The organism is Gordonia otitidis, assembly GCF_020735545.1.
GTDB classification, from domain to species: Bacteria; Actinomycetota; Actinomycetes; order Mycobacteriales; family Mycobacteriaceae; genus Gordonia; species Gordonia otitidis.
Genome location: NZ_CP085974.1, coordinates 1327685 through 1349089, shown reverse-complemented (window position 1 = coordinate 1349089; position 21405 = coordinate 1327685). Strand labels below are relative to the sequence as shown.

21 protein-coding genes and 1 pseudogene are annotated in these 21405 nt (G+C 65.8%); 11 read left to right on the top strand and 11 right to left on the bottom strand.

Going from position 1 to position 21405, the window contains the following annotated elements:
- Positions 1-22 precede the first annotated feature (22 nt).
- The 4 genes and pseudogenes from LK459_RS06120 to LK459_RS06105 form a co-directional block, all read right to left on the bottom strand.
- Positions 23-1771: a sodium/solute symporter gene (locus LK459_RS06120; protein WP_007239867.1), complete on the bottom strand. Its 1749-nt coding sequence runs from the start codon at positions 1769-1771 to the stop codon at positions 23-25.
- Entirely contained in the window at positions 1768-2202 is a 435-nt protein-coding gene (locus LK459_RS06115) for a hypothetical protein (RefSeq protein ID WP_007239866.1), read from the bottom strand. Before LK459_RS06115 ends, LK459_RS06120 begins: the two co-directional genes overlap by 4 nt.
- Positions 2199-2975, bottom strand: a complete 777-nt coding sequence (locus LK459_RS06110; RefSeq protein WP_007239865.1) for a LytR/AlgR family response regulator transcription factor — start codon at positions 2973-2975, stop codon at positions 2199-2201. The genes LK459_RS06115 and LK459_RS06110 overlap by 4 nt, the downstream gene beginning before the upstream one ends.
- Positions 2972-4250 (bottom strand): annotated as a pseudogene (locus tag LK459_RS06105) (sensor histidine kinase). The gene LK459_RS06110 and the pseudogene LK459_RS06105 overlap by 4 nt, the downstream one beginning before the upstream one ends.
- A 95-nt stretch (positions 4251-4345) precedes the next feature.
- Here LK459_RS06105 and LK459_RS06100 point away from each other — a divergent pair.
- The gene (locus LK459_RS06100) at positions 4346-5293 is read left to right on the top strand and encodes a dipeptidase (RefSeq protein ID WP_007239863.1); all 948 of its coding nucleotides are present in this window, start codon (positions 4346-4348) and stop codon (positions 5291-5293) included.
- A gap of 228 nt (positions 5294-5521) precedes the next feature.
- The gene (locus LK459_RS06095; protein ID WP_227922286.1) at positions 5522-6370 is read left to right on the top strand and encodes an SDR family oxidoreductase; all 849 of its coding nucleotides are present in this window, start codon (positions 5522-5524) and stop codon (positions 6368-6370) included.
- Positions 6371-6382: 12 nt separating this feature from the next.
- On the opposite strand, the gene LK459_RS06090 is transcribed toward LK459_RS06095, so the two are convergent.
- From LK459_RS06090 to LK459_RS06065, 6 genes are all read right to left on the bottom strand, one after another.
- Positions 6383-8017, bottom strand: a complete 1635-nt coding sequence (locus LK459_RS06090; RefSeq protein ID WP_007239860.1) for a polyamine aminopropyltransferase — start codon at positions 8015-8017, stop codon at positions 6383-6385.
- Positions 8014-8445, bottom strand: coding sequence for a DUF350 domain-containing protein (locus LK459_RS06085; RefSeq protein ID WP_007239859.1), 432 nt, complete (start codon positions 8443-8445; stop codon positions 8014-8016). The genes LK459_RS06090 and LK459_RS06085 overlap by 4 nt, the downstream gene beginning before the upstream one ends.
- Positions 8446-8502: 57 nt before the next feature.
- Positions 8503-8982, bottom strand: a complete 480-nt coding sequence (locus tag LK459_RS06080; protein ID WP_039994276.1) for a DUF4247 domain-containing protein — start codon at positions 8980-8982, stop codon at positions 8503-8505.
- A 218-nt stretch (positions 8983-9200) separates the two neighbouring features.
- Positions 9201-9728: a DUF2617 family protein gene (locus tag LK459_RS06075; protein ID WP_007238094.1), complete on the bottom strand. Its 528-nt coding sequence runs from the start codon at positions 9726-9728 to the stop codon at positions 9201-9203.
- Positions 9725-10360: a DUF4178 domain-containing protein gene (locus LK459_RS06070; RefSeq protein WP_007238093.1), complete on the bottom strand. Its 636-nt coding sequence runs from the start codon at positions 10358-10360 to the stop codon at positions 9725-9727. The genes LK459_RS06075 and LK459_RS06070 overlap by 4 nt, the downstream gene beginning before the upstream one ends.
- Positions 10361-10605: 245 nt before the next feature.
- Positions 10606-11805, bottom strand: a complete 1200-nt coding sequence (locus tag LK459_RS06065; protein WP_007238092.1) for a hypothetical protein — start codon at positions 11803-11805, stop codon at positions 10606-10608.
- Between the two features lie 329 nt (positions 11806-12134).
- Between LK459_RS06065 and LK459_RS06060 the strand changes: the two genes are divergently transcribed.
- The 9 genes from LK459_RS06060 to LK459_RS06020 all read left to right on the top strand — a co-directional run bounded on the left by LK459_RS06060 (position 12135) and on the right by LK459_RS06020 (position 20582).
- Positions 12135-12911: an ABC transporter ATP-binding protein gene (locus tag LK459_RS06060; RefSeq protein ID WP_007238091.1), complete on the top strand. Its 777-nt coding sequence runs from the start codon at positions 12135-12137 to the stop codon at positions 12909-12911.
- Positions 12911-13831 (top strand): ABC transporter permease, encoded by a 921-nt coding sequence (locus LK459_RS06055; RefSeq protein WP_227922284.1) that lies wholly within the window; start codon positions 12911-12913, stop codon positions 13829-13831. The genes LK459_RS06060 and LK459_RS06055 overlap by 1 nt, the downstream gene beginning before the upstream one ends.
- 32 nt (positions 13832-13863) lie before the next feature.
- Positions 13864-14907 (top strand): isopenicillin N synthase family dioxygenase, encoded by a 1044-nt coding sequence (locus LK459_RS06050; protein WP_007238089.1) that lies wholly within the window; start codon positions 13864-13866, stop codon positions 14905-14907.
- A 13-nt stretch (positions 14908-14920) separates the two neighbouring features.
- The gene (locus LK459_RS06045) at positions 14921-15577 is read left to right on the top strand and encodes a GntR family transcriptional regulator (RefSeq protein ID WP_007238088.1); all 657 of its coding nucleotides are present in this window, start codon (positions 14921-14923) and stop codon (positions 15575-15577) included.
- The gene (locus LK459_RS06040; RefSeq protein WP_007238087.1) at positions 15574-16770 is read left to right on the top strand and encodes an alkaline phosphatase family protein; all 1197 of its coding nucleotides are present in this window, start codon (positions 15574-15576) and stop codon (positions 16768-16770) included. The genes LK459_RS06045 and LK459_RS06040 overlap by 4 nt, the downstream gene beginning before the upstream one ends.
- A gap of 181 nt (positions 16771-16951) precedes the next feature.
- A complete protein-coding gene (groL, locus tag LK459_RS06035; protein WP_007238086.1) occupies positions 16952-18577 on the top strand; it encodes a chaperonin GroEL in 1626 nt (541 codons plus the stop codon).
- 203 nt (positions 18578-18780) lie between these two features.
- Entirely contained in the window at positions 18781-19191 is a 411-nt protein-coding gene (locus tag LK459_RS06030; protein ID WP_007238085.1) for a hypothetical protein, read from the top strand.
- Positions 19192-19239: 48 nt separating this feature from the next.
- A complete protein-coding gene (locus LK459_RS06025; protein WP_039993764.1) occupies positions 19240-19917 on the top strand; it encodes a DsbA family oxidoreductase in 678 nt (225 codons plus the stop codon).
- A gap of 149 nt (positions 19918-20066) precedes the next feature.
- Positions 20067-20582 carry a hypothetical protein gene (locus tag LK459_RS06020; protein WP_007238083.1) on the top strand — a complete coding sequence of 172 codons (516 nt, stop codon included), beginning with the start codon at positions 20067-20069 and terminating at the stop codon, positions 20580-20582.
- Positions 20583-20588: 6 nt separating this feature from the next.
- On the opposite strand, the gene LK459_RS06015 is transcribed toward LK459_RS06020, so the two are convergent.
- A complete protein-coding gene (locus LK459_RS06015) occupies positions 20589-21341 on the bottom strand; it encodes an esterase/lipase family protein (protein ID WP_007238082.1) in 753 nt (250 codons plus the stop codon).
- Between the last annotated feature and the right edge of the window lie 64 nt (positions 21342-21405).

Sequence of the window (21405 nt, the reverse complement as noted above, 5' to 3'; positions counted from 1 at the left end):
CCGCTCCGCGTGGGACGCGATCTCACTGACCGCGTGGCACTCGTTCGACACCCATGCCGAGACGTTCCGGCACATGCATCCGCGCGAAGATGCGTGAGACGTCGGTGGGTCGGGTTCGACGGGTCGCCGCGCTCACGCAGATCATGGTGGCGAACGCCAGTGGCACCGTCACGGCGGCCGGATATCCGATGATCGCCGCCGGCCATCCGTGACCGGCAGCGTCGTCGACGACCCCGGCAACGGCCAACGACGTCGCGACGCCCGACGACACACCACCGACCGCGAGACCTGCAATGGCACCTGCGGGGGTCAGGCCCCGCCACCAGATGCCCAGCATCAGAAGCGGACACAGCGTCGACGCGGCCACTGCGAAGACGAATCCGACGGTGCGCGACAACTCGAGTCCCGACGCCGCGAAAGAGATGCCGATCGCGAGGACACCACCGATCGCGGCTGCCAGCCGGAAGTCACGGACCCGCCCGGGAAGCACATCCGTCGACAACGCACCGGCCACACTGATGAGCAGCCCTGACGACGTCGCGAGGAACGCGGCGATGGCACCCGCAGCGACCAGTGCGGCGAACAACTCACCGGCGATACCGCCGACCGCCGCGCTCGGCAGCAACAACACGGCCGCGTCGGACGTCCCGGTGATCAGGAGTTGCGGTACGTAGACCCTCGCCAACACGCCGAGCAGAAGCGGGAACAGGTAGAACACCGCGAGCAGAACGATGACAGTCAGTGCCGTGCGGCGTGCCGAGCGCCCGTCCGGGTTGGTGTAGAACCGCACCAACACGTGCGGCAACCCCATCACACCCAGAAACGTCGCGACGATCAGCGAGAAGACGGCGTAGAGCGCATGCGGGCCGCCGAATCCCCCGCCGGACGCGAGCCAGCGCTCGCCTGTCGTTGGTGCGCCCGCCACCACCGGCGTCGCCGCGCCTGCCTGTAGGTACAGCGTGCTGCCTGCCGAGACGGTGTGCTCGCCCGCGGTGGGGAAGGGGGCGTCGTGTACGGGTCGGCCGTCGAGAGTGCCGGTCACCTCCACGCCGATCGTCTCCGGAACGGCAACGACGACGTCGGTGGTCACCTCCACGGTTGTCGCCGCGGAGACACGCGGTGGCGCGGGCTCGCCCAGCGCCGGCCGATCGGCGAAGAACACGGCCACCAGAGCGATCGTCGGAATGCCGATGGCGGTCAACTTCAGCCAGTACTGGAAGGCCTGCACGAAGGTGATGGAACGCATGCCGCCACCGATTACGTTGACGACGACGATCGCCCCCACGACCACGACACCCACCCACACGGGGGCGCCGAGGAGGATGTTGAGCGTCAGTCCCGCACCCTGCAGCTGCGGAATGAGGTACAGCAGACAGACGACGACCACCACCACCATCGCTGTGCGCCGTGCTGTCCTCGAGCCGAGCCTGAACTCCGCGAAGTCGGGCACGGTGTAGGCGCCCGAGCGACGCAACGGCGCCGCGACGAACATCAGCAGGCCGAGATATCCGGCGGTGAAGCCCACCGGGTACCACAGCGCGTCGGCGCCGTACTTCGCGACCAGTCCCGCTACTCCGAGAAACGACGCCGCGGAGAGGTATTCGCCGGAGATCGCCGCCGCATTGCGTCGCGCTCCGACGGCTCGCGAGGCCACCAGGAAATCGGAGGTGGTACGTGAGCGCCTGCCGCCGTACGCGCCGACGACGACCGTCGCGACCGCTGCAGCGAGCAGCGCCAGCGCGGTGAGAACACGAATGCCGTTGTCGGTCATACAGTCTCACCGTCACTGTCGTCGTTCGCGACGTCAGAGTCGACTTCGGCCGAGCTCTCGGCATCGTCGTCGACGAGTCCGAGGAAGTCGTCTTCGGCCTGGTCGGCGAACCGGACGTACACGCGCCCGACCAGATAGAGCATCGGATAGATCAACACACCGAGCACCAGCCAATTCAGTTGGATTCCCAGGAATCTGGCGGTGCTCAGGGTGGGAAACAGTATGCCCAGCAGCGGGATGACCGCGATCAACAGCGACGTCGTGATACCGAGCCGCAGCGCGAGCCCGAGCTGTGCGCGCATCAGGCCTCGTACCAGTGCATCGCCGACCTCGGTCTGTTCCTGCACCTCGATTCTGGTGCGGACCATGCGCGCACCACGGCGTTGTGCAAGGACAACCCGTTCTCGGCGAGGAGTCGACGGTTGACTCATGCGTCCTCACCAGCGGACGCCCGATAGGCGCGCAGCGGGTCGTGTACCAGTCGTTCCTTCAGCTCCCGCGACTGACGTCGACTCACCGGAAGCTCCACTGCCGGCGACGTACCGTTCGCTCGTATGCAGACGACAGTCGCCGATCCACTCGTCCGCATCCCGCTCACCATCGGCAGATGCACCAGATAAGAGCGGTGGACCCGTGTGAAACCGTGTTCGCTCCAGCGGGATTCGAGTGTCGACAACGGAATCCGCACCAGATGTGCTCCCGAGTCCGAATGCAGGCGGGCGTAGTCGCCGACCGCCTCGACCCACGAGATCGAGTCGCGTCGAATCAGCGAGGTGACCCCGGAGAGCTCCACCGGGATCACGTCGTCTGCTGCATCCTGACGAGCAGCCGGGGCCACTGATCGCGCGGCGACCACACGGTCGACTGCCTGCCCGAGGCGTTCCTCGCGAATCGGTTTCAACAAGTAGTCGAGTGCGCCGACGTCGAATGCATCGACAGCGCGGTCGTCGTGTGCCGTGACGAAGACGATCGACGGCGGATCGGAGTATCTGGCCAGAACCCGAGCGAGTTCGATGCCGGACAGCCCTGGCATGTTGATGTCGAGGAAGATGGCGTCCACCCGATGATCGGCGAGTTCACGCAACGCAGCGGTGGCATCCCCTGCGCGGACGACCTCGCCGACCTCGGATCGACGAGCGAGTAGATATGCCAACTCGTCGAGCGCTGGCGGCTCGTCGTCGACGGCGAGAACGGTGAGGGTCATCGCGGACCCGCCTCCTGACTCTGTGCGGCAGCCTCTGTCTGTCTCGGTGGCGTGGGCGAGGAGTGCTGTGCGCGCACGCCCGCGCGGAACTTCGGCACGCGCATCCCGACTTTCGTGCCCGCTCCGATTCCCGTCTCGACCACAAGACCGTAGTCGTTGCCGAACGCCGCGCGCAGGCGGTGGTCGACGTTGGTCAGGCCGACACGCGCGCCCGAGGTCTCACTCGACGGTGCGGTCGTTGACGCGTCGAGTGCATCGATGTCTCCCGAGCGTAGCACCTCGGGATCCATCCCCACGCCGTCGTCTTCGACGGTGATGACGCAGTCGGAGCCTTCGTCACGCGCGACGATCGAGATCGTTCCCCCGCCTCGTGCTGCGACACCGTGGCGCACGGCATTCTCCACGAGCGGTTGCAGGGCCAAGAAGGGCAGCACCACGCCGAGTACCTCCGGGGCCACCTGCAACCGCACATCGAGCGCGGCTCCGAAGCGTGCACGCTCGAGCGTGAGGTAGCGATCGATGTTGCGCAGTTCGTCGGCGAGCACCGTGTACTCGCCCGCGGCGCGGAACGAGTACCGGGTGAAGTCGGCGAAGTCGAGGATGAGCTCACGCGCACGGTCGGGGTCGGTGCGTACGAACGATGCGATCGTGCTGAGAGCGTTGTAGATGAAGTGCGGACTGATCTGTGCGCAATGCCAGCACCTCTGCACGGTCGAGGCGGGCACGAGATGCGTCGAGATCGGCGAGTTCGAGTTGGCTCGACGCATAGCGGGCGACCTCGGCGATCGCCCCGAGCATGCCGGGGCCCGGACGCCTGGTACTCGCGACGACCAGCACGCCGACACCGCGGTCGTCGACGACGATCGGTTCGGCGACGAGTGCGCGTAGCCTCGCGTCCGCGCCCACGGGATCGGTCAGGAGGACGCGACGCAGTTCGGTCGCGGCAGTGGTGGCGATCTCGTCGGCTCGGTGGAGGAGTTGCTCGTCCCAGGCATGGGGTTCGCCGTCGCTGGCCAGACGCGTGCCGTCTCCGTCGTAGAGTGCGATCGCATCGGTCGCGGTGAGTGCTCGTAGTGGCCCGAGTGCCTGGTACGCAGACTCGGCGGTCAGGCCGCGGCGCAGCGGACGAGCGGCCTGTGACGCGGTGTTCAGCGTGGCGTGTACGGCGCGTTCAGTCGGTGATGCAACGACGCGCCTGGTGCGTAGGAGCACGACGACCACCGCCACCGCGGCGAGCACGAGTACCGCGAGCAGGACCGCCATCCCGTCAGGCATCGCGTGCGCGAAGAAGGTCGGTGTTCATGCGACCATTCTCGCGAGGACGCGTCCCGCGTGCGGCGGAAACCACTGTTTGACCGGAAGGAACCCGGATGACTCTTCTCTGGGACCAGCACGCTTGTCTGCCGTTGCAGCCCGATGCCGACGTCGGGTATCTGACCAGGTTCTCCCGGCCAGGATCGACGTACGTGTCGGTCAACGTCGGATATTCGCCGCAGACCTTCGCGGACTCGACGAACCTGTTGCAGCACTTCAGGTCTGCCATTGCGGCCCACCCGCGTCTCGCGGTGGCCTCGTCGCTCTCCGACATCGATGCCGCCGGCGGTCGCGGGCAGATCGCCGTCGCCTTCGACCTCGAGGACTCCAACCCTCTCGACGGCGACCTCGACAACGTGCACCGCCTCGTCGAACTCGGCGTGCGAACCATGTTGCCCGCCTACAACCACGCGAATCCCGCCGGTAGCGGCTGTCTCGACACCACCGACACCGGCCTCACCGCGTGGGGTCGACGACTCGTCGGCGAACTGAACACCGCGGGAGTGGTCCCGGACGGGTCGCACTGCAGCGCACGTACGGGGCTCGACCTCTGCGAGGTATCGACCAAGCCTGTCGTCTACAGCCATTCGTGCATGCGCTCGGTGTGGGACCATCCACGCAACATCACCGACGAGCAGGCACGCGAATGTGCCCGCACCGGCGGCGTCGTCGGTATCACCGGCGTGGGGATCTTCCTCGGCCCCAACACACCGACTCTCGAGGCGATGACACGTCACCTCGAATACGCCGTGGAACTGGTCGGGATCGACCACGTCGGCGTGAGCACCGACCATTCCTTCGACGCCGACGACTTCCTGGCCGAGATCCGCGATCACCCGGAGTCGTTCGACGACTCGTACACGCGCTGGGGGCCGATCGAATGGATGGCCCCGGAAGTATTTGTCACCCTCGGCGCACACCTCTCGCAGCGGGGATGGTCGGACGCCGACGTCGTCGCGGTGACCGGCGGCAACTTCCGGCGCGTGGCTGCGGCGAGCTGGTGACGCAGCGGTACGCGACACATCCGGCTTGGCGTTGCCGACCAAGCCGACCGAACGCTCGGTCTTGACGTTCGCCAGAGGATGTGCGAGCCTGCTCTCGGGAGAAACCCGGCATGGCTTCGAGCTGAGCTCGGGTGTGATTGTGCAGGGCGCACAACAGATTTCGTGTACACAGTGCGCTTCTGACATGGGATCGCCGACCCACGGAATCGACACAGGAGAGGGGCCACGGTGGCCACAGAAACGTCTACAGGGTCCGAGCAGACATTTGCCGGGCGCACCGCCGTCATCTCAGGCGGTAGCCGGGGGATCGGGCTGGCGATCGCCACCGCGCTCGGCACACGCGGCGCGAACATCGTGCTGCTCGCCAAAACCGACGCGCCACACCCCAAGCTGCCCGGGACGATCCACACGGCCGTCGACGAGATCGAGGCTGCAGGTGGCACGGCCACGGGTGTCGTGGGCGACGTACGCAACGAGGACGACGTCACCCGAGCTGTGCACACCGCCGTCGACACCTACGGTGGCGTGGACATCTGCATCAACAATGCGAGTGTGCTCAATCTGACGGCCACGGAAGACCTTCCGATGTCGCGTTTCGACCTGATGCAGCAGGTCAACGTACGCGGCACCTTCCTGCTCACCCAGAAATGCCTGCCCTACCTGCGCAAGTCCCCGAGTGCTCATGTCTTGACACTGTCGCCACCGCTCAACATGAGCTCTGAATGGCTCGGTAAGCATCCGGGGTACATGCTGGCGAAGTACGGAATGACGCTTGCGGCACTGGGTTTCGCTGCCGAATACGCCGACTCGGCGGTCGCGAGCAACTGTCTGTGGCCCGAATCGACCATCGCCACTGCGGCGGTGCGCAACCTGCTCGGTGGTGACGACGCCGTCGCGCATTCGCGGTCACCACAGATCATGGCCGACGCGGCCGTCGCCGTACTCGGACAGGACTCGACTAACACCGGCCGGTGCTACCTCGACGTCGAGGCGTTGGCCGAAGCCGGCGTCACCGATCTGTCCGTCTACGGCGGCCAGGAGCCCGTCGAGTACGACATCTTCGTCGACCCTCGCTGACTGCGCTGGGAATCAGTAGGTTGCCCACTCTCCCTGTGCGTAACGGAGTATCCGCGGATCCATCAACGTCGACGGCGGCATGTCGAGTGGCGGACGGTCCAGCGGGAATACCGCAGCAGCCGTCAACTCGGGTTCACTGAGAAAACGCATCGGCCCCGGCGGTGTGACGTGCAGGCGCGGAGGTACCCCCTCACTCGCGGCGAGGAAGAAACCCCAGTCACCGAACGACGGGACGTCGACATGGTAGGGCGTCACTAAGAGCCCCGCCGAACGGAGCGTGGACCCGATGCACCAGTACGACTTCGGGGCGAAGTACGGCGAGCCCGCCTGAACGACGATCCGCCCGCCCGGCGCGGAATGCGCTCTGACGAGTGAATAGAACTCTGTCGAATAGAGCTTGGCCGTGGCTGATTCGTCTGCGTCGGGCATGTCGACGATGATCACGTCGAATCTGTCGTGCTGGTGCCGCAGCCAGGTGAATGCGTCGGCGGTGACGACATGCGCGCGGGGATCGTTCATGGAGCCACGGTTGAGGTCGGCCAGTCTGGCATCCGTGCGCGCGAGGCGAATCATCTCGGGATCGAGTTCGACGAGTGTCGGACGGGCATCGGGATAGCGCAACACCTCTCGCAACGCGAGGCCGTCGCCGCCGCCGAGGATGAGCACGGACAACGGCGATCGCTCGCCGGCGGCGCCGGTATTCAGTGCCGCGGCGTCGGCCATGGCGGGATGGACAAGCGCCTCGTGATACCGGTATTCGTCGCTTGACGCGAACTGGAGGTCGCCGTTGAGATACAGCCGCGTGTCGCGCCCGGACCCGACGCGTCGCTCGGTGATCACGATGTCCTGGTATTGGGTACGTTCTGCCGCGACGATCGGATCGCGATACATCGCCTGTCGCGCGGTCACCTCGAAGCGGTCGGCGTAGACGAGTGTGGCGATCAGTACGGCGATCACCGCGACAGCGGCCACGCCGAGAGCGGCGAACCCGATGCGCGTCAGCGACTTCCGGAACATCACGAAGACGAGGAAGCACCCCGCGACGGCGTTGACCAGACCCACCACGATCGCCCCACGCAACTGACCGAAGACGGGCAGCAAGACGAAGGGGAAACAGAGCCCGCCGATCAGGGCCCCGATGTAGTCGGCGGCGAACAGATCGGCAACCGCGGAACCGGCCTCCTGCTTCCGTATTCGTTGCAGCATCACCATGAGCAATGGGATTTCCGCACCGATGAGCAGACCCAGCACGAAGGCGACGACGACGAGCGCCTGGGTGTAGAGCGAGACATAGGCGAACGCGGCGTACAGCGCGAGCACCGACAATCCGCCGAGCAACGCAAGCGCGAGCTCGATCGCCGCGAACGCCGTGACCGCGTGCTTCTGCAGCGGTTTGGCGGTCAACGAACCGATGCCCATCGCGAACACCATGACGGCCAGAACGATCGACGCCTGGGTGGCCGTGTTGCCGATCAGGTACGAACCCAGCGACACCAACGCCAGTTCGTAGACGAGACCACAAGCCGCGCAGACGAACACGACGGCGAGGAGTCCGACTCGCGCGAGTCGTGAGCGGGGCGCGGCGTCGCGGTCGGCGTTCGGTTCCGAACGGTCGGCCGGGTCAATCCCCGAGTCGGCGAGCGTCACAATATCGCTGCGGCGACGATGACGGCGATGCCCAGGTGAAAGACAGCCTGAACCCAGACCGCGGGGTGGCTCTCGGCGCCGATCACGATCTCGCCGAGTTTGCCGGGAGTGAACAGGTCGATGACGACGAACGCGATGCACATCACGGCGAGCCCGATGAACGTGTAAACGATGGTGTACACCAATCCGGTGCCGAGTCGGCCTTCGCTCGCCGCTATCGCAGCGGCGACGATGATCGCCACCGCGACCAGATTAGAACCGACCAGGATTCCGGCGTTGCGGTTCCGGTCGACCCACAACTGGTGCCGCAGGTTGCCCGGCGTCAGAACGTCGATGACAGCGAATGAAATCAGCATCAGCAACACCCCGACGCCCGCGTAGGCAGCAGCGGAGTAGGCGTTGGTGGCAATCGCGTGGGCCGAGATCATGTGTGTACTCCCGTGTCTGGTGCTTGCTGTGGTAGTTCTGCCGTGTTCGGGCAGATGTCATTTCCCGGTGCCACTGCCGCCGCCACGGTTGGAACTGCCCGACCCCGAGTAGTCGGGCGTCGGTACCCAGAATCCGCCGACATAGCTGTGGTAGTGGTTGTAGCCGGAACGGTAGTCACGGCTCACCATCACCTTCGTTTTGCCTGCCGCATAGGGGAACAGCCCGATCAGATAGTCGGGGTACTGGAGAAACTGCGTTCCCGTAACGTTTCCGGCGCCCGACGTGTCTCCGGCACGCTGGTCGGTCGGGCTCTGTGCGGACGTGAGTTGTGCCGACACGGTCGACGGATCACCGTCGGCGACATAGGCATCGACGTCTGACTCATCGAGTGAACTGTCGCGCTGATAGTGGGACTTCACGTACGCACGTGCGTCACCACCGGACGACCCCCGGAGCGCACTCAGCCCGCACGACCCGAGCGCGATCAACGCGGCGAGCACGATCACGGCGATGATGAAGTTGCGGACCCGCCGCATCGACCTCGCCGGGTCGGGCTTTCCCGGGCCAGTCGGCTGTTCCCCACCGGACGAACCCCCCGGATGTCCGCCGCCGGGATATCCGCCGCCGGGATGTTGACCGCCCGGATATCCGCCGCGTGGCTGCTGGCCGAACCCTTGGCCGCCCTGTCCGTGGCCGCCCCGGCGCGGATCCTGGGCTCCGTCGTCACCGGGGTAGGGGCCCTGGGGTGGGTAGGTCACGACAGCACCGCCAATGCGCCGCGATCGAGTCGGCTCGAGGTGATGACCACTTCACCAGCCTGCGGATAGGTGTGCCATGTGCGCCAGGTGAGCGCGTCGTCGTCGAAATCGCCGGTCACCGCGGTCACCGCGAGTGCGCTGCCGGGGAATCGGCCGAGCAGCGCGGGGAGCCCGGCGTTCGCGTGACTTTCGATCTCCGTCTCGATCTGCCCGAGCATGTCGGCCATCGCTCCCGGTGTGCACTCGATGACCCGCGACGAGAAGACGTAGCCGTCGGTCTGGAAACTATCCGGCAGTGCCGAGGTGATGTCGGGAAGGCAGGCGACTGTCTCACAGAGTTCATGGGTGTCGTCGTGCACCACGACCTGGTGGCTGGCACCGAGTAGTCGGATCGAGAACGTCAGCGAGCCGACAGTGTGGTCGGCGGTCGCCAGCGCCTCCCGCTGGTCTGCGGTCAGCGAGAATCCGAGCTCGCCCGCCCGCGAGTCGGTGAACGCGACAGCGAGGTCGGTGAACGGGCTCACCGCTGCTCCGGGCCGGGGTTCGACGGGTAGATGCGGTACTCCGAATGCGAGAGCACCTCGCCGCGCGCGCACTCCCAGCCGCTGCCGTAGTCCTCGAATGACAATCGGTCGTTGCCCGCCTCGTAATCGTGGTAGCGCATCCGGCCGACCTGGGCGAGCCCGGTTGTCCCGAAAGACGTGAACTGGGCGCTTCCGGCCTCGTCATTGACGAACCTTCGGCCCTCGAGGTCAACGTAGGCGGGTCCGGGCGCCACCGTCACCCCGGTGAGTTCCTGCCACACGACCACCTCGAGGTCGGGATCGTCTTCCACGGAGATCCAGACCTTGCGGCCGAGTCCGGTGTCGAGGAAGTTCTCGGCCCACGAGAAGCCGTCCTGCGACAAGCGCAGCGTGCCGCGCACCGCAAACGTCTCTCCCCGGATCTCGATGAGGTCGCCGGGCTTGAGTTGGCGCGGATCACCGCGCACGGCGTCGTCGTCGGCAGAGGAGAAGGGATCGCGTGGCTGGTAGGTCCGTGAGTACAGCGCCTCCCGCTCGGCTTGCTCGCGCTTGCGTTTACTCAAGACGTTGAAGACGAGCACGACGACGATGATCGCCAGCAAAGCGATGACGATGATCAGCAGGAATTCCATTGCTCAGAGGATAGTGGGTGGGTCATTCCGGACATGTCAGCACTGTCGGCGTACCGAATGACGCCACCCGCGACCGATCACTGCGAACCCAGGTCATCCGGTCGTTTCACATCACCGGTGCCGGCCGCGGCGCGTGGATCGCCGCCACGTGGCGCGCGACATCGGGATCGGTGAGGCGCGGATCGAGTTGTCTCTCCGCGCCTCCCGAAACACTTCCCGCTGCCGGGCTCAGATCCTCCCGCGACTCAGCGGATCTTGGTGTCGATGAACTGCGTCGAATAGATCTCGGTCGCCGGGATCTGTCCGGGCAGATCCGAGCCCGACTTGTTCAGCACAGGGATGAGCTCGTCGATGGACGTCTGTGCCTTGGTCATGTCGTATCCGCCCCAGACGCCCGCGGTGTCGGGTCCGATGACGCCCTTGTCCTTGAGGATCGTCGCCGAGTAGGAGGCCTCGCCCGCGCTGTAGGGAGTGAACGACACGTCCTGCGACACCCAGTCGGTGATCGTCTTGTTGATGGCATCCGGGGAGTTCACGTAGTTCTTGCCGGTCTGCTGGATCATCGGGACCAGCTTCTGCAGGCACGGTGCCAGTTTCTCCTGCTTGTCCGGCCGGACACTGACGTTCGACGCATACACGTCGTAGCCTGCGTCGCGCACCATGGCGTAGGCGACGGGCTTGTTCCACGACGGGGTCTCGTGCTCGTAGGTGTACGGCTCGGAGTTGGCGAAGCCCTGCTGCGCGATGGACGGGTCGCCGACGAACCTCGCAGGTGCGCCGTCGTATCCGGTGTCGAGCTGGCTCTGCTTGATCAGCCCCTTGGCGACCAACCACTGCGGGAACACCTGCTCCTTGGACACGAGAACGGTCGCGTTCGACTTCCCGATGTCGGCGATCGTCTTCCATTCCGGATGCGTCTTGGGATCCCACATCAGGATCGACGGGTTGTACTGCAGCAGCGGTGTGAGTGCGACGACTCGCTGCTTGGCCGCTGCGGAGACGAGTTGGTCGCCGTGGACGAGCCCGAGGTCGATGCTGTCGTCGGCGTACATCGCTGACGGCACGGACTGGAAACCGATGGCGGGACCGCCTGCACGCAGGGTGATGTCGACTCCGGTGTCCTTGCCGTCGTAGACGAGTGGGCCGGTGGCCGACTTCTGGTTGGCGTCGACGCTGTAACCGGGACCCATCAATCCGATCACGCCGGCCATGTCGGACTGCGGCTGCCACTGGAGCTGAACCACAACGTCTTTCGGGCACACCGACGCCAGGTTGAACTCGGCGGGTGCCGGCGGGAGTGAGGTCGCCGACTGCGAGGTCGAACTCGAATCGGTACAGCCTGCGAGGGCTGCGACGCATGCAGATGCGGTCGCAGCGACGACGGCGGCGCGCACGGACAGCGTGCGACGAGTCGACGAGACACGTGATGACGGACGTGGGGACATGGTGATCTCCTGCTTGGGAATCGGTGAACGAAAGCCGACGGCGTCGGCCGGGTGGACTGGATTACATGTAAATGTAGGGGCTGCGACGCGAGAGCGCGAGTTGTCTGCATGTAAGTCGTAAACAACCGCAGGAGTAGTCAAAAACACTTCTGACATGCGTCTATTACTGTATTGATCAGTCAAAACCGGCCGTCGGACGCTGGTATGTCACACACTGTTTACGCAGCGACACCTCAGCGCAATACATGTAAACAAGAATCTAAATACGAAATACCGTCCACCTCTACATGTAGGCACTCCCAGATGCCCCGGCTCCGATGGATACACCCATGAACCTGATCGACACCGTCAATGACGCAGACGCCAGGCATCTCACCAAAGGTGTGATGATCTCGGCGTCGGGCGTTTCGAAGCAGTTCGACTCCGGCACCGTCGCCCTGGCCGATGTCGACCTCGACATCGCTCGCGGCGACTTCGTCGCGATCGTCGGGCCGTCCGGCTGTGGCAAGTCGACCCTCCTGCGAATGGCCGCGGGACTCGAAGCACCGACGACAGGAAGCGTCGCCCTCGCCACCGACTCGGTCGGAGTGATCTTCCAGGAACCCACACTGCTGCCGTGGCGATCGGTGCAGGCCAACGTCGAACTGTGCGCAGAGCTCGCCGGAGACTCGCGGTCGGTGCGTCGCGAACGGGCGCAGACCGCCATCGATGCGGTCGGGCTCACCGGCTTCGAGAAGCAACTCCCGCGCACCCTGTCGGGTGGCATGAAGATGCGAGTGTCGTTGGCGCGCATGCTCACCAAGGAGCCGGAAGTCATGCTCCTCGATGAACCGTTCGGAGCTCTCGACGAGATGACCCGCCTCGACATGCAGGCAGAGTTGCTGCGTCTCTACGGCGATCGCGGATTCACCGCACTGTTCATCACCCACTCGATGTCGGAGGCGGTATTCCTAGCCAACCGCGTGATCGTGATGTCGGCGCGCCCGGGGCGTATTGCCGCCGACATCCGAATCGACCTGCCCTATCCCCGCCAGCCAGAAGTGCGCTTCGATCCGACCTTCACGTCGTATGTCGCCACGATCTCCGAAACCCTCCGAGGTGTCTGATGACCATCACATCGACTGTAACGACAAAGAATTCGACGTCGAAGGCTGTCGGCGCTTCCGCGGCCGGGACGTCGGCCGCCCGCCCGTCGACGGTCCCGCCGACCGGAGGAGGGTCGACGCCGGGCACGAACCGGTCGTCGGCGAGATCCCGACTGCGGCGTGTGCTGCGCATGGTCGTGCCGCCCGCGGTGTCACTGGCCGTGGCGATCGGCCTCTGGTATCTGGTCAGCATGGTGATCCTGAGTCCGCAGCGAAGGTTTCTGCTGCCTCCGCCGCATGAGGTGCTCACCAATTCGCTGCTCGACAAAGCCCACGTCAACCCGATGCTCGATGCACTGTGGGTGACCGCGAAGGTGAGCCTCGTCGGATTCGTGTTCGCCGCGCTGATCGGCGTCGCGGTGGGCGTGTTGATGAGTCGTGGCTCGTTGATGGAACGAGCCATCTATCCCTGGGCTGTTGTGCTGCAAGTCATTCCGGTACTCGCGATCGTCCCGCTGATCGGCCTGTGGTTCGGCTACGGCATGGTCGCGCGGACCATCGTGTGCGTCATCATCGCGATCTTCCCGATCATCGCCAACACACACTTCGGACTCACCTCCGTCGACCGCGGCATGCACGAATTGTTCACCCTGTCGAAAGCATCCCGCATACAGCGACTGACCAAACTGGAGTTCCCCGCGGCACTTCCGGCAATGATGACCGGGTTCCGCACGGCATCGGGGCTCGTCGTGGTCGGTGCGATCATCGGCGACATGTTCTTCGCCAAGGGCGAGCCGGGCATCGGAACCCTGCTCGATGTGTATCGCGCACGACTGCAGTCCGACGATCTCATCGGCGCGATCGTCCTCGCCTCGTTGTTCGGCATCGCCGTCTTCGCGGTGTTCAGCGTCCTCAACTCGGTAGTCGCGCGTCGTCGCTGACCTACTGCCCCACACCAGAGAAGAGTCGAAACATGTTCAGCGTTCCCATCATCGACATCTCCGCGTACGTGAATCCGGAGGGTACGTCCGACGAACGTGCCGAGGTCGCCCGACAACTCGACGAGGCCGCGACGAACGTCGGCTTCATGCAGATCGTCGGACACGGTATCGATCAGCGCGTGATCGACGGGCTCACCGGCGCACTCGACGCCTTCTACGAGTTGCCGCTCGAGGTCAAGAAGAACTACACCCGTCCCGGCGAGAACCGGGGCTACAGTCCGCCCAAGAGCGAATCGTTGAGCATGAGTCTCGGTGTGGCAGCTGCCAATCAGATGAACGACTTCTACGAGGCGTTCACCGTCGGGTCCGAGCGCTCGTGGTATGCGGCCGACGGCCTTCCCGAACCGAGCTATCCCGACAACACGTGGCCCGACGATACGGTGGCGACCTTCCGGCCAGCCGTCGAGGAGTGGTTCGCCGCAGCGCGAGGGGTGTCGCGAGTGTTGTTGCGCGCCTTCGCAGAAGGGCTCGGTCTCGCTGCCAACTACTTCGACACGATGACCGATCACTCCATCGATGCACTCAAGATGAACAATTACACCCTGCCCGAAGGTGAGATCGAGCTCGCCGGGGAACTCACCGGGATGGGGCCGCACACCGACTTCGGTATCGTGACCGTGCTGTGGGCCGACCAGGTCCCGGGGCTTCAGGTGCTCGACCATGAGGGTGTGTGGCACGACGTGCAACCCGCCGATGGTGCGCTGATCGTGAATCTCGGCGACGCGATGGCACGGTGGACCAACGACCGGTGGCGCTCGACCATCCATCGCGTCGACCCGCCGGTCGTCGACGGACGCATCATCAGACGTCGCTCGGCGGCCTTCTTCTTCGACGGCAATCACGACGCTGTCATCGAGACGCTTCCCGGTTGCTCGCGGACCGACCAGCCCGGCTACCCACCGATCACCATCGCCGACAACATCAACGCCAAGCTCGCAGGCATGAAGCAGGGCATCGCACCCAAGGATGCGCAGCGCGAGGCTCAGCGACTGACCTCGGCGCATTCGGGCCGGTAGGGCATTACGCTCGATGACCGTGACGGTTGCAGGTGGCGAGGGTGCATTGCTTACACAGTCGGTCGTGCGCCGGCTGCGCGACGAGATCTTCGCAGGCCAGATGGCGCCGGGTACCCCATTGAGCGTGCCGGGTCTCGCCGCGCGACTCGAGGTGTCGCGGAGCCCGGTCCGCGAGGCTGTGCAGCAACTCGTCGTCGAAGGACTCGCCGAGTACACGCCGCGCGTCGGCGCGAAGGTGGCGGTGCTCGACGAGGACAGCCTCCGACACGTCTTCGAGGTCCGTGAGGTGCTCGACGGTCTGGCTGCCCGCCAGGCCGTCGAACGCCTCACGTACGCCGACATCGACGACCTCTGGAAGCGCATCCGTGCGCAGGAGGATCTACTCACGGGCCCCGCCGACCACAAGCGCGACGCCCAACTCGACCTGGAATTCCACACCGCGGTGCGATCGCTGTCGGGCAACAAACCACTGTGCGACGCATTGCTGAAACTCGACACACAGTCGCACCTGTACCGCTCCGACATGTGGGGCCACGATGTGAACAGGCGTCTGTCGGTGACCGAACATCGGCGGCTCGTCGCGGCCCTCGAGGCGGGTGACGCCGAGGGGGCGCAGGCTGCGGCCCGGGCGCACGCCGCGGGTGTGCTGGTGCGGCTGCTGCGGTCGTGATAACAGAACTGCCGCCGAGCCGATGGCGTGAGCATCCCGACACACTCGCCGACCTCCTGCCGTGGATCGGGCGCGCGCTGGGCGTCGACGTGGGCAGGGTGTCGGGCACTCTCCCCGAACTCGACGCCGCTTCGACCGTGCTGCTGCTCGTCGACGGCCTCGGCGATCGGCAACTCGACGCGCACGCGCACCTCGCGCCCACGCTGGCCGCACTGCGCGGACCGGTACTGCGCGCAGGCTTCCCGACGACGACGGCAACGTCGATCACCAGTCTGATGCGCGGCGAACCCGCGGGCGAGCACGGGATCATCGGCTACAGCTTCGTTCCCGACGCCGCGGCGCGGCGGCACGGTCCCGCGCGCACACTCAACATCCTGCGCTGGACCTTGGACAGCGCCGACGGCCCGTCGGCCTACGACGTCTATCCGCCGAGCGCGGTGGGCCCCGGTGGTGAGGGTGTGCTCTCGATGCTCGAACGATCCGGGGTGCGGGTGTTCGAGGTCATGCCGGGCGAATTCAAGGACACCGGTTTCACCACCGTCTCGTCCGGGAACGCCGGCAGACACCTGCCCGCCAAGACCCCTGCCGAGATCCGTGCGGGTATCACCACCGCGCTGACCCGGTCGCTGCCACGCTCGCAATGGCCGCGCTTCGTCTACGCATACCTCTCTGATCTCGACACCGCCGGCCACATGTACGGGCCGGGTTCGGACCCCTGGTGCGCTGCGCTGCGCAGCGTCGACGCCTTCGTCGCCGACATTCTCACCGACCTTCCCTCCGACGTCGCGCTCGTCGTGACCGGCGATCACGGCATGCTCGAGGCCGGAAATGTCGTCGACCTCGATGCGGAGCCGTCGCTGGAGGCCGGCGTGGCCCGCATCGCGGGTGAGGCGCGGGTACGACACGTCTACGCGGCCGACGGCGCCGTCAACGACGTCGCGGACACCTGGCGGGAGTTGCTCGGCGACGACGCGCTGGTCGCGCCGCGAGAGCAGGTGCTCGCCGAATGCTGGTACGGACCGCGCACGCGTAGCGCGGCCGCGGCACGCATCGGCGACCTCGTTGTGGTTGCACGCGACCGCACGATCCTCACTCGTCCGGGCGCCGAGCCGGGGGAGTCACGCATGGTCGGCCACCACGGCGGATGGACCGCGGACGAACTGTTGGTGCCGTTGCTGGTTACGGCGCATTGACTCGCCCTCGACCTTGCACTCACCCGGGTCGAGTGCTAAAACGGACCTTGGCACTCACGGATCGTGAGTGCTAGGTCGGGACGGTGAGATCGGTACCGAATGACACACCGGTCGTCCGTCGCGGGCACCGAGTCCGGCCATAGAAACCTAGTGTCACCCCCTATCGGAGGATCACTTACCCATGGCCAAGCAAATCGCGTTCGATGAAGAGGCCCGTCGCGGCCTCGAGCGGGGTCTCAACACCCTCGCCGACGCAGTCAAGGTGACGTTGGGCCCCAAGGGCCGCAACGTCGTTCTGGAAAAGAAGTGGGGCGCCCCCACGATCACCAACGATGGTGTGTCCATCGCCAAGGAGATCGAGCTCGAGGACCCCTACGAGAAGATCGGTGCCGAGCTCGTCAAGGAGGTCGCCAAGAAGACCGACGACGTCGCGGGCGACGGCACCACCACCGCAACCGTTCTGGCTCAGGCACTCGTGCGTGAGGGCCTGCGCAACGTCGCTGCAGGCGCAAACCCGATGGGCCTCAAGCGCGGCATCGAGCAGGCTGTCGACGCAGTCACCGAGTCGCTGCTGAAGAGCGCCAAGGAGGTCGAGACCAAGGAGCAGATCGCTGCGACCGCTGGTATCTCGGCAGGCGACCCCTCGATCGGCGAGCTCATCGCCGAGGCGATGGACAAGGTTGGCAAGGAAGGCGTCATCACCGTCGAGGAGTCCAACACCTTCGGACTCCAGCTCGAGCTCACCGAGGGCATGCGCTTCGACAAGGGCTACATCTCGGGTTACTTCGTGACCGACCCGGAGCGCCAGGAAGCCGTCCTCGACGACCCGTACATCCTGCTCGTCTCGGGCAAGGTCTCGACCGTCAAGGACCTGCTGCCGCTGCTGGAGAAGGTCATCCAGTCGGGCAAGCCGCTGCTGATCATCGCCGAGGACGTCGAGGGCGAAGCCCTCTCGACCCTGGTGGTCAACAAGATCCGTGGCACCTTCAAGTCGGTTGCCGTCAAGGCTCCCGGCTTCGGTGACCGCCGCAAGGCCATGCTCGCCGACATCGCCATCCTCACCGGTGGCGAGGTCATCAGCGAAGAGGTCGGCCTCTCGCTGGAGGGCGCCGGTCTCGAGCAGCTCGGCCAGGCTCGCAAGGTCGTCGTCACCAAGGACGAGACCACCATCGTCGACGGTGCGGGCGACGCAGACGCCATCGCCGGACGCGTGTCGCAGATCCGTACCGAGATCGAGAACAGCGACTCCGACTACGACCGTGAGAAGCTGCAGGAGCGTCTGGCCAAGCTGGCCGGCGGCGTTGCAGTCATCAAGGCGGGCGCGGCCACCGAGGTCGAGCTCAAGGAGCGCAAGCACCGCATCGAGGACGCCGTCCGCAACGCGAAGGCTGCCGTCGAAGAGGGCATCGTCGCCGGTGGTGGCGTTGCACTCCTGCAGTCCGAGCCTGCCATCGACTCGCTGACCCTCGAGGGCGACGAGGCGACCGGTACCAACATCGTGCGCGTCGCGCTGTCGGCTCCGGCCAAGCAGATCGCCGTCAACGCGGGCCTCGAGCCCGGTGTTGTCGCCGACAAGATCCTCAACTCGCCGCTGGGCACCGGCCTCAACGCCGCCACCGGCACCTACGAGGATCTGCTCGCCGCAGGCATCAACGACCCGGTGAAGGTCACCCGCTCGGCCCTGCAGAACGCAGCGTCGATCGCGGCCCTGTTCCTCACCACCGAGGCCGTCGTCGCCGACAAGCCCGAGAAGAACCCGGCCCCGGCCATGCCCGGCGCCGACGAGATGGGTGGAATGGGATTCTGATCCCTCCCGCTTGTCGAGCAGTTTCTCGAAGCACCCGAAGGCCGGTCATCCGCAAGGATGGCCGGCCTTCGGCCTTCTGCGTCGATCGTGCGTCTCCTGCCGTCGACTGTGCGTCTCCTGCCGTCGACCGTGCGGGTTTCAACGCCGCAATGTGAGTAGTTTCGCGGTCCTCGACGCCCCGCGCCACGGCTATCGTCGCGTTCATGTACGTGCCACCGCAGCCGCAGCGCGGCCCATCGTTCTATCCATATCCCGATCCCGACATCTGGCAGCCGGTCCGCCCGCGTGAACGGTCCACCGTCGACATCGTGCTCACTGCAGTGTTGGGGTGCATTTATCTGTTCGTTGCATTCGTTTCTGTCTGGTTCAGCCTCTTCTTCGCGATGGCGACCGATGTCTGCTCTTCCGGTTCGCCCTGCGACACCTCCGGTGTCACCCGCGCCTACCTCGTCACCGACGGTGGGGCGGTCGTGCTGTTCCTGTGTTCCACCGTCGCGCTGGTGGTCATGGCCGTCCGTCGGTGGCCCATGTTCTGGATTCCGCTGTGTGCCGGTCTGATCCAGATAGGGCTCGTCGTCATCGGGGCTCATCTGGCGGTCGTTCCCACCCCATGAGCATCGCGCGGCGGAATGCCGAGGCGACGCCCGCACGTTGCACCTGACATGAGTCCTCTTTCCATCGACGTCTGGTCCGACATCGCGTGCCCATGGTGCTACATCGGCAAACGCAACCTCGACGCCGCACTCGCGCTCGTCGACGACGACCCCCGCGACGCCCGCCCCGGCTCCGAAGCTGTCACCGTGGATTTCCACAGCTATCTCCTCGCGCCTGACACGCCTGCCGACACCAACGCCCCCGAGATCGACTTCCTCGTGCAGAGCAAGGGGATGCCGGCCGACCAGGTGCGACAGATGTTCGCTCACGTCACCGGGGTGGCCGCCGACGCCGGCTTGCACTACGACTTCGATATCGCTCGCCACGCCAATACGCGCAAGGCGCACGAGCTACTGCACTATGCGAAAAGCGTTGGCCGGCAGTCTGATATGGCCGAGCGACTCTTCGCCGCGCACTTCACCGAAGGCAAGTACGTCGGTGGCGTCACCGAACTCGCCGACCTCGCGGCAGAGATCGGTCTCGACCGCGACGCCGTCGAAGACGCGTTGCGTGCGGGTACCTACGCCGACGCGGTGGACGCCGATCTCGCGCAGGCTGCCGCCTACGGCATCACCGGTGTGCCGTTCTTCGTCATCGACGGCAAGTACGGGGTATCGGGTGCTCAACCGCCCGAGGTGCTCGCCCAGGCCATCAGACAGGTAAGCGCCGAGCGCGCGCAGGCCTGACGACTTCGCAGGATCACCGGCCCCACACGGCAATTCGCCATGTAGTCCGATCGAATCACTTTGGCGCACTTTCGTACCTTCGGGTGACACGGCTCGACGCTGCGGGTCTTTACCGTGGGTGGACATCAACTCTCCACCGAAGGGGTTTCATGTCCGCCAACGGATTTCGACGTCTCGCTGTGATCATTGGACTGGCCACCGCCGCAGGCGCGCTGAGCGTGCCCGGCGTATCCGCCGCTGACCCCTCGACGGGGAGCAGCGTCGACTCGGGCTCTGCCGACGACCTGCTGAAGGTGGTTCCGCCGGAGGTCCTCGAACAACTCGGTCTCGGTAGCCTCGGGGGCGGTTCGCCGAAGATCCAGCAGTGCAATCAATCGACGAAGTCCGGCGGCCAGGGCGTGACCGAGACCAAGCACATCCTCGGACGCACCGGACCGACGTCGTTCACGCTCGCGTACGACACCCGTATCCAGCCCGACAAGATCGACGTGTACTACCAGGGTCGGCTGATTCGTAGCACCGGTTACGTCGGGGACCGGATCAACAAGGGTAAGGGCAGTGTCGTGGTCGACGTTCCTCCCGGCATCGCCAACTACGTGACGGTCAAGGTCACCGGCCCGGAGAGCGGCACGGTGTGGGACTACACCGTCAATTGCCCCCGCTGAAGCGGATCAGCGTTGCGGGCGTAGTGAGTTCTTCGCGGTGAGCTGCCCGTCGGGCTGGTCGACGAACTCGCCGTCGCAATGCCCGGCGGCGGCTCGCGAGACCGCGCGGAAGACGTCGGGGTTGACCGCCTCGGCGGTGTGCTCGGTGTAACCGGTCGGCGCGACGAACGCGCGCAACGGTGTGACCCGGCACTGTCCGCCGTCGAGGTCGCCGGTCACCCACTCGTAGGCGCTGCGGATGCGGTAGTACTTCGTCGGGCCGGGGGTGTCGTCGCCTGCGTTGAGGTCGCGCAGAAAAGCGCTGCCGGGGCACAGTTGACCGTCGGTGCCGGGTTGGTTGCAGGCGCCGGGGGATCCGTACTCGGGTGTCCCGATGGCGATCACGTTGGTCACCTTCGACGTTCCGCCGAGCTTCTTCACGTAGTAGCGCGTGGTCACACCGCCGACGCTGTGTCCGACGAGCGAGACGGGCGTCGTCGGACGCGTCTTCTTCTCGGCGTCGACGGCACGTCCGATCGCGCGGGCGTCCGAGCGCAGCCGGGTTCCCTGGAGATCGAGTACGCGCACGCGGTAGCCGTCCGCGCGCAGGGCGTCGGCCATCGGGGTGTAGGGCAGCGCGCCGAACGACTGACCGGGAACGATGAGCAGTGTGCCGCGCTCGGCGCCGGGTGCGGCGTGCGCGTTCGGTGTCGGATGTGCGACGACGGTGGCGGCGACGGCGAAAGCGACGATCGCGGTGAGGCGGCGCAGGATTCTCATGAGCGGATGATAGCCCTTTGCTTAGCCTCACCTATCTTGAGGTGGAGGGTGTTTCCCGGGGTGC

Excerpts from the sequence above, each read along its gene's own strand:
- LK459_RS06050 (WP_007238089.1), top strand. The coding sequence starts at position 13,864 with ATGTTCAGCGTTCCCATCATCGACATCTCCGCGTACGTGAATCCGGAG.
- LK459_RS06025 (WP_039993764.1), top strand. The coding sequence starts at position 19,240 with ATGAGTCCTCTTTCCATCGACGTCTGGTCCGACATCGCGTGCCCATGG.
- LK459_RS06110 (WP_007239865.1), bottom strand. The coding sequence starts at position 2,975 with ATGACCCTCACCGTTCTCGCCGTCGACGACGAGCCGCCAGCGCTCGAC.
- LK459_RS06085 (WP_007239859.1), bottom strand. The coding sequence starts at position 8,445 with ATGATCTCGGCCCACGCGATTGCCACCAACGCCTACTCCGCTGCTGCC.
- LK459_RS06100 (WP_007239863.1), top strand. The coding sequence starts at position 4,346 with ATGACTCTTCTCTGGGACCAGCACGCTTGTCTGCCGTTGCAGCCCGAT.
- LK459_RS06065 (WP_007238092.1), bottom strand. The coding sequence starts at position 11,805 with ATGTCCCCACGTCCGTCATCACGTGTCTCGTCGACTCGTCGCACGCTG.
- LK459_RS06120 (WP_007239867.1), bottom strand. The coding sequence starts at position 1,771 with ATGACCGACAACGGCATTCGTGTTCTCACCGCGCTGGCGCTGCTCGCT.
- LK459_RS06055 (WP_227922284.1), top strand. The coding sequence starts at position 12,911 with ATGACCATCACATCGACTGTAACGACAAAGAATTCGACGTCGAAGGCT.
- LK459_RS06020 (WP_007238083.1), top strand. The coding sequence starts at position 20,067 with ATGTCCGCCAACGGATTTCGACGTCTCGCTGTGATCATTGGACTGGCC.
- LK459_RS06030 (WP_007238085.1), top strand. The coding sequence starts at position 18,781 with ATGTACGTGCCACCGCAGCCGCAGCGCGGCCCATCGTTCTATCCATAT.
- LK459_RS06080 (WP_039994276.1), bottom strand. The coding sequence starts at position 8,982 with ATGCGGCGGGTCCGCAACTTCATCATCGCCGTGATCGTGCTCGCCGCG.
- LK459_RS06060 (WP_007238091.1), top strand. The coding sequence starts at position 12,135 with ATGAACCTGATCGACACCGTCAATGACGCAGACGCCAGGCATCTCACC.
- LK459_RS06115 (WP_007239866.1), bottom strand. The coding sequence starts at position 2,202 with ATGAGTCAACCGTCGACTCCTCGCCGAGAACGGGTTGTCCTTGCACAA.
- LK459_RS06045 (WP_007238088.1), top strand. The coding sequence starts at position 14,921 with ATGACCGTGACGGTTGCAGGTGGCGAGGGTGCATTGCTTACACAGTCG.
- LK459_RS06070 (WP_007238093.1), bottom strand. The coding sequence starts at position 10,360 with ATGGAATTCCTGCTGATCATCGTCATCGCTTTGCTGGCGATCATCGTC.
- groL (WP_007238086.1), top strand. The coding sequence starts at position 16,952 with ATGGCCAAGCAAATCGCGTTCGATGAAGAGGCCCGTCGCGGCCTCGAG.
- LK459_RS06015 (WP_007238082.1), bottom strand. The coding sequence starts at position 21,341 with ATGAGAATCCTGCGCCGCCTCACCGCGATCGTCGCTTTCGCCGTCGCC.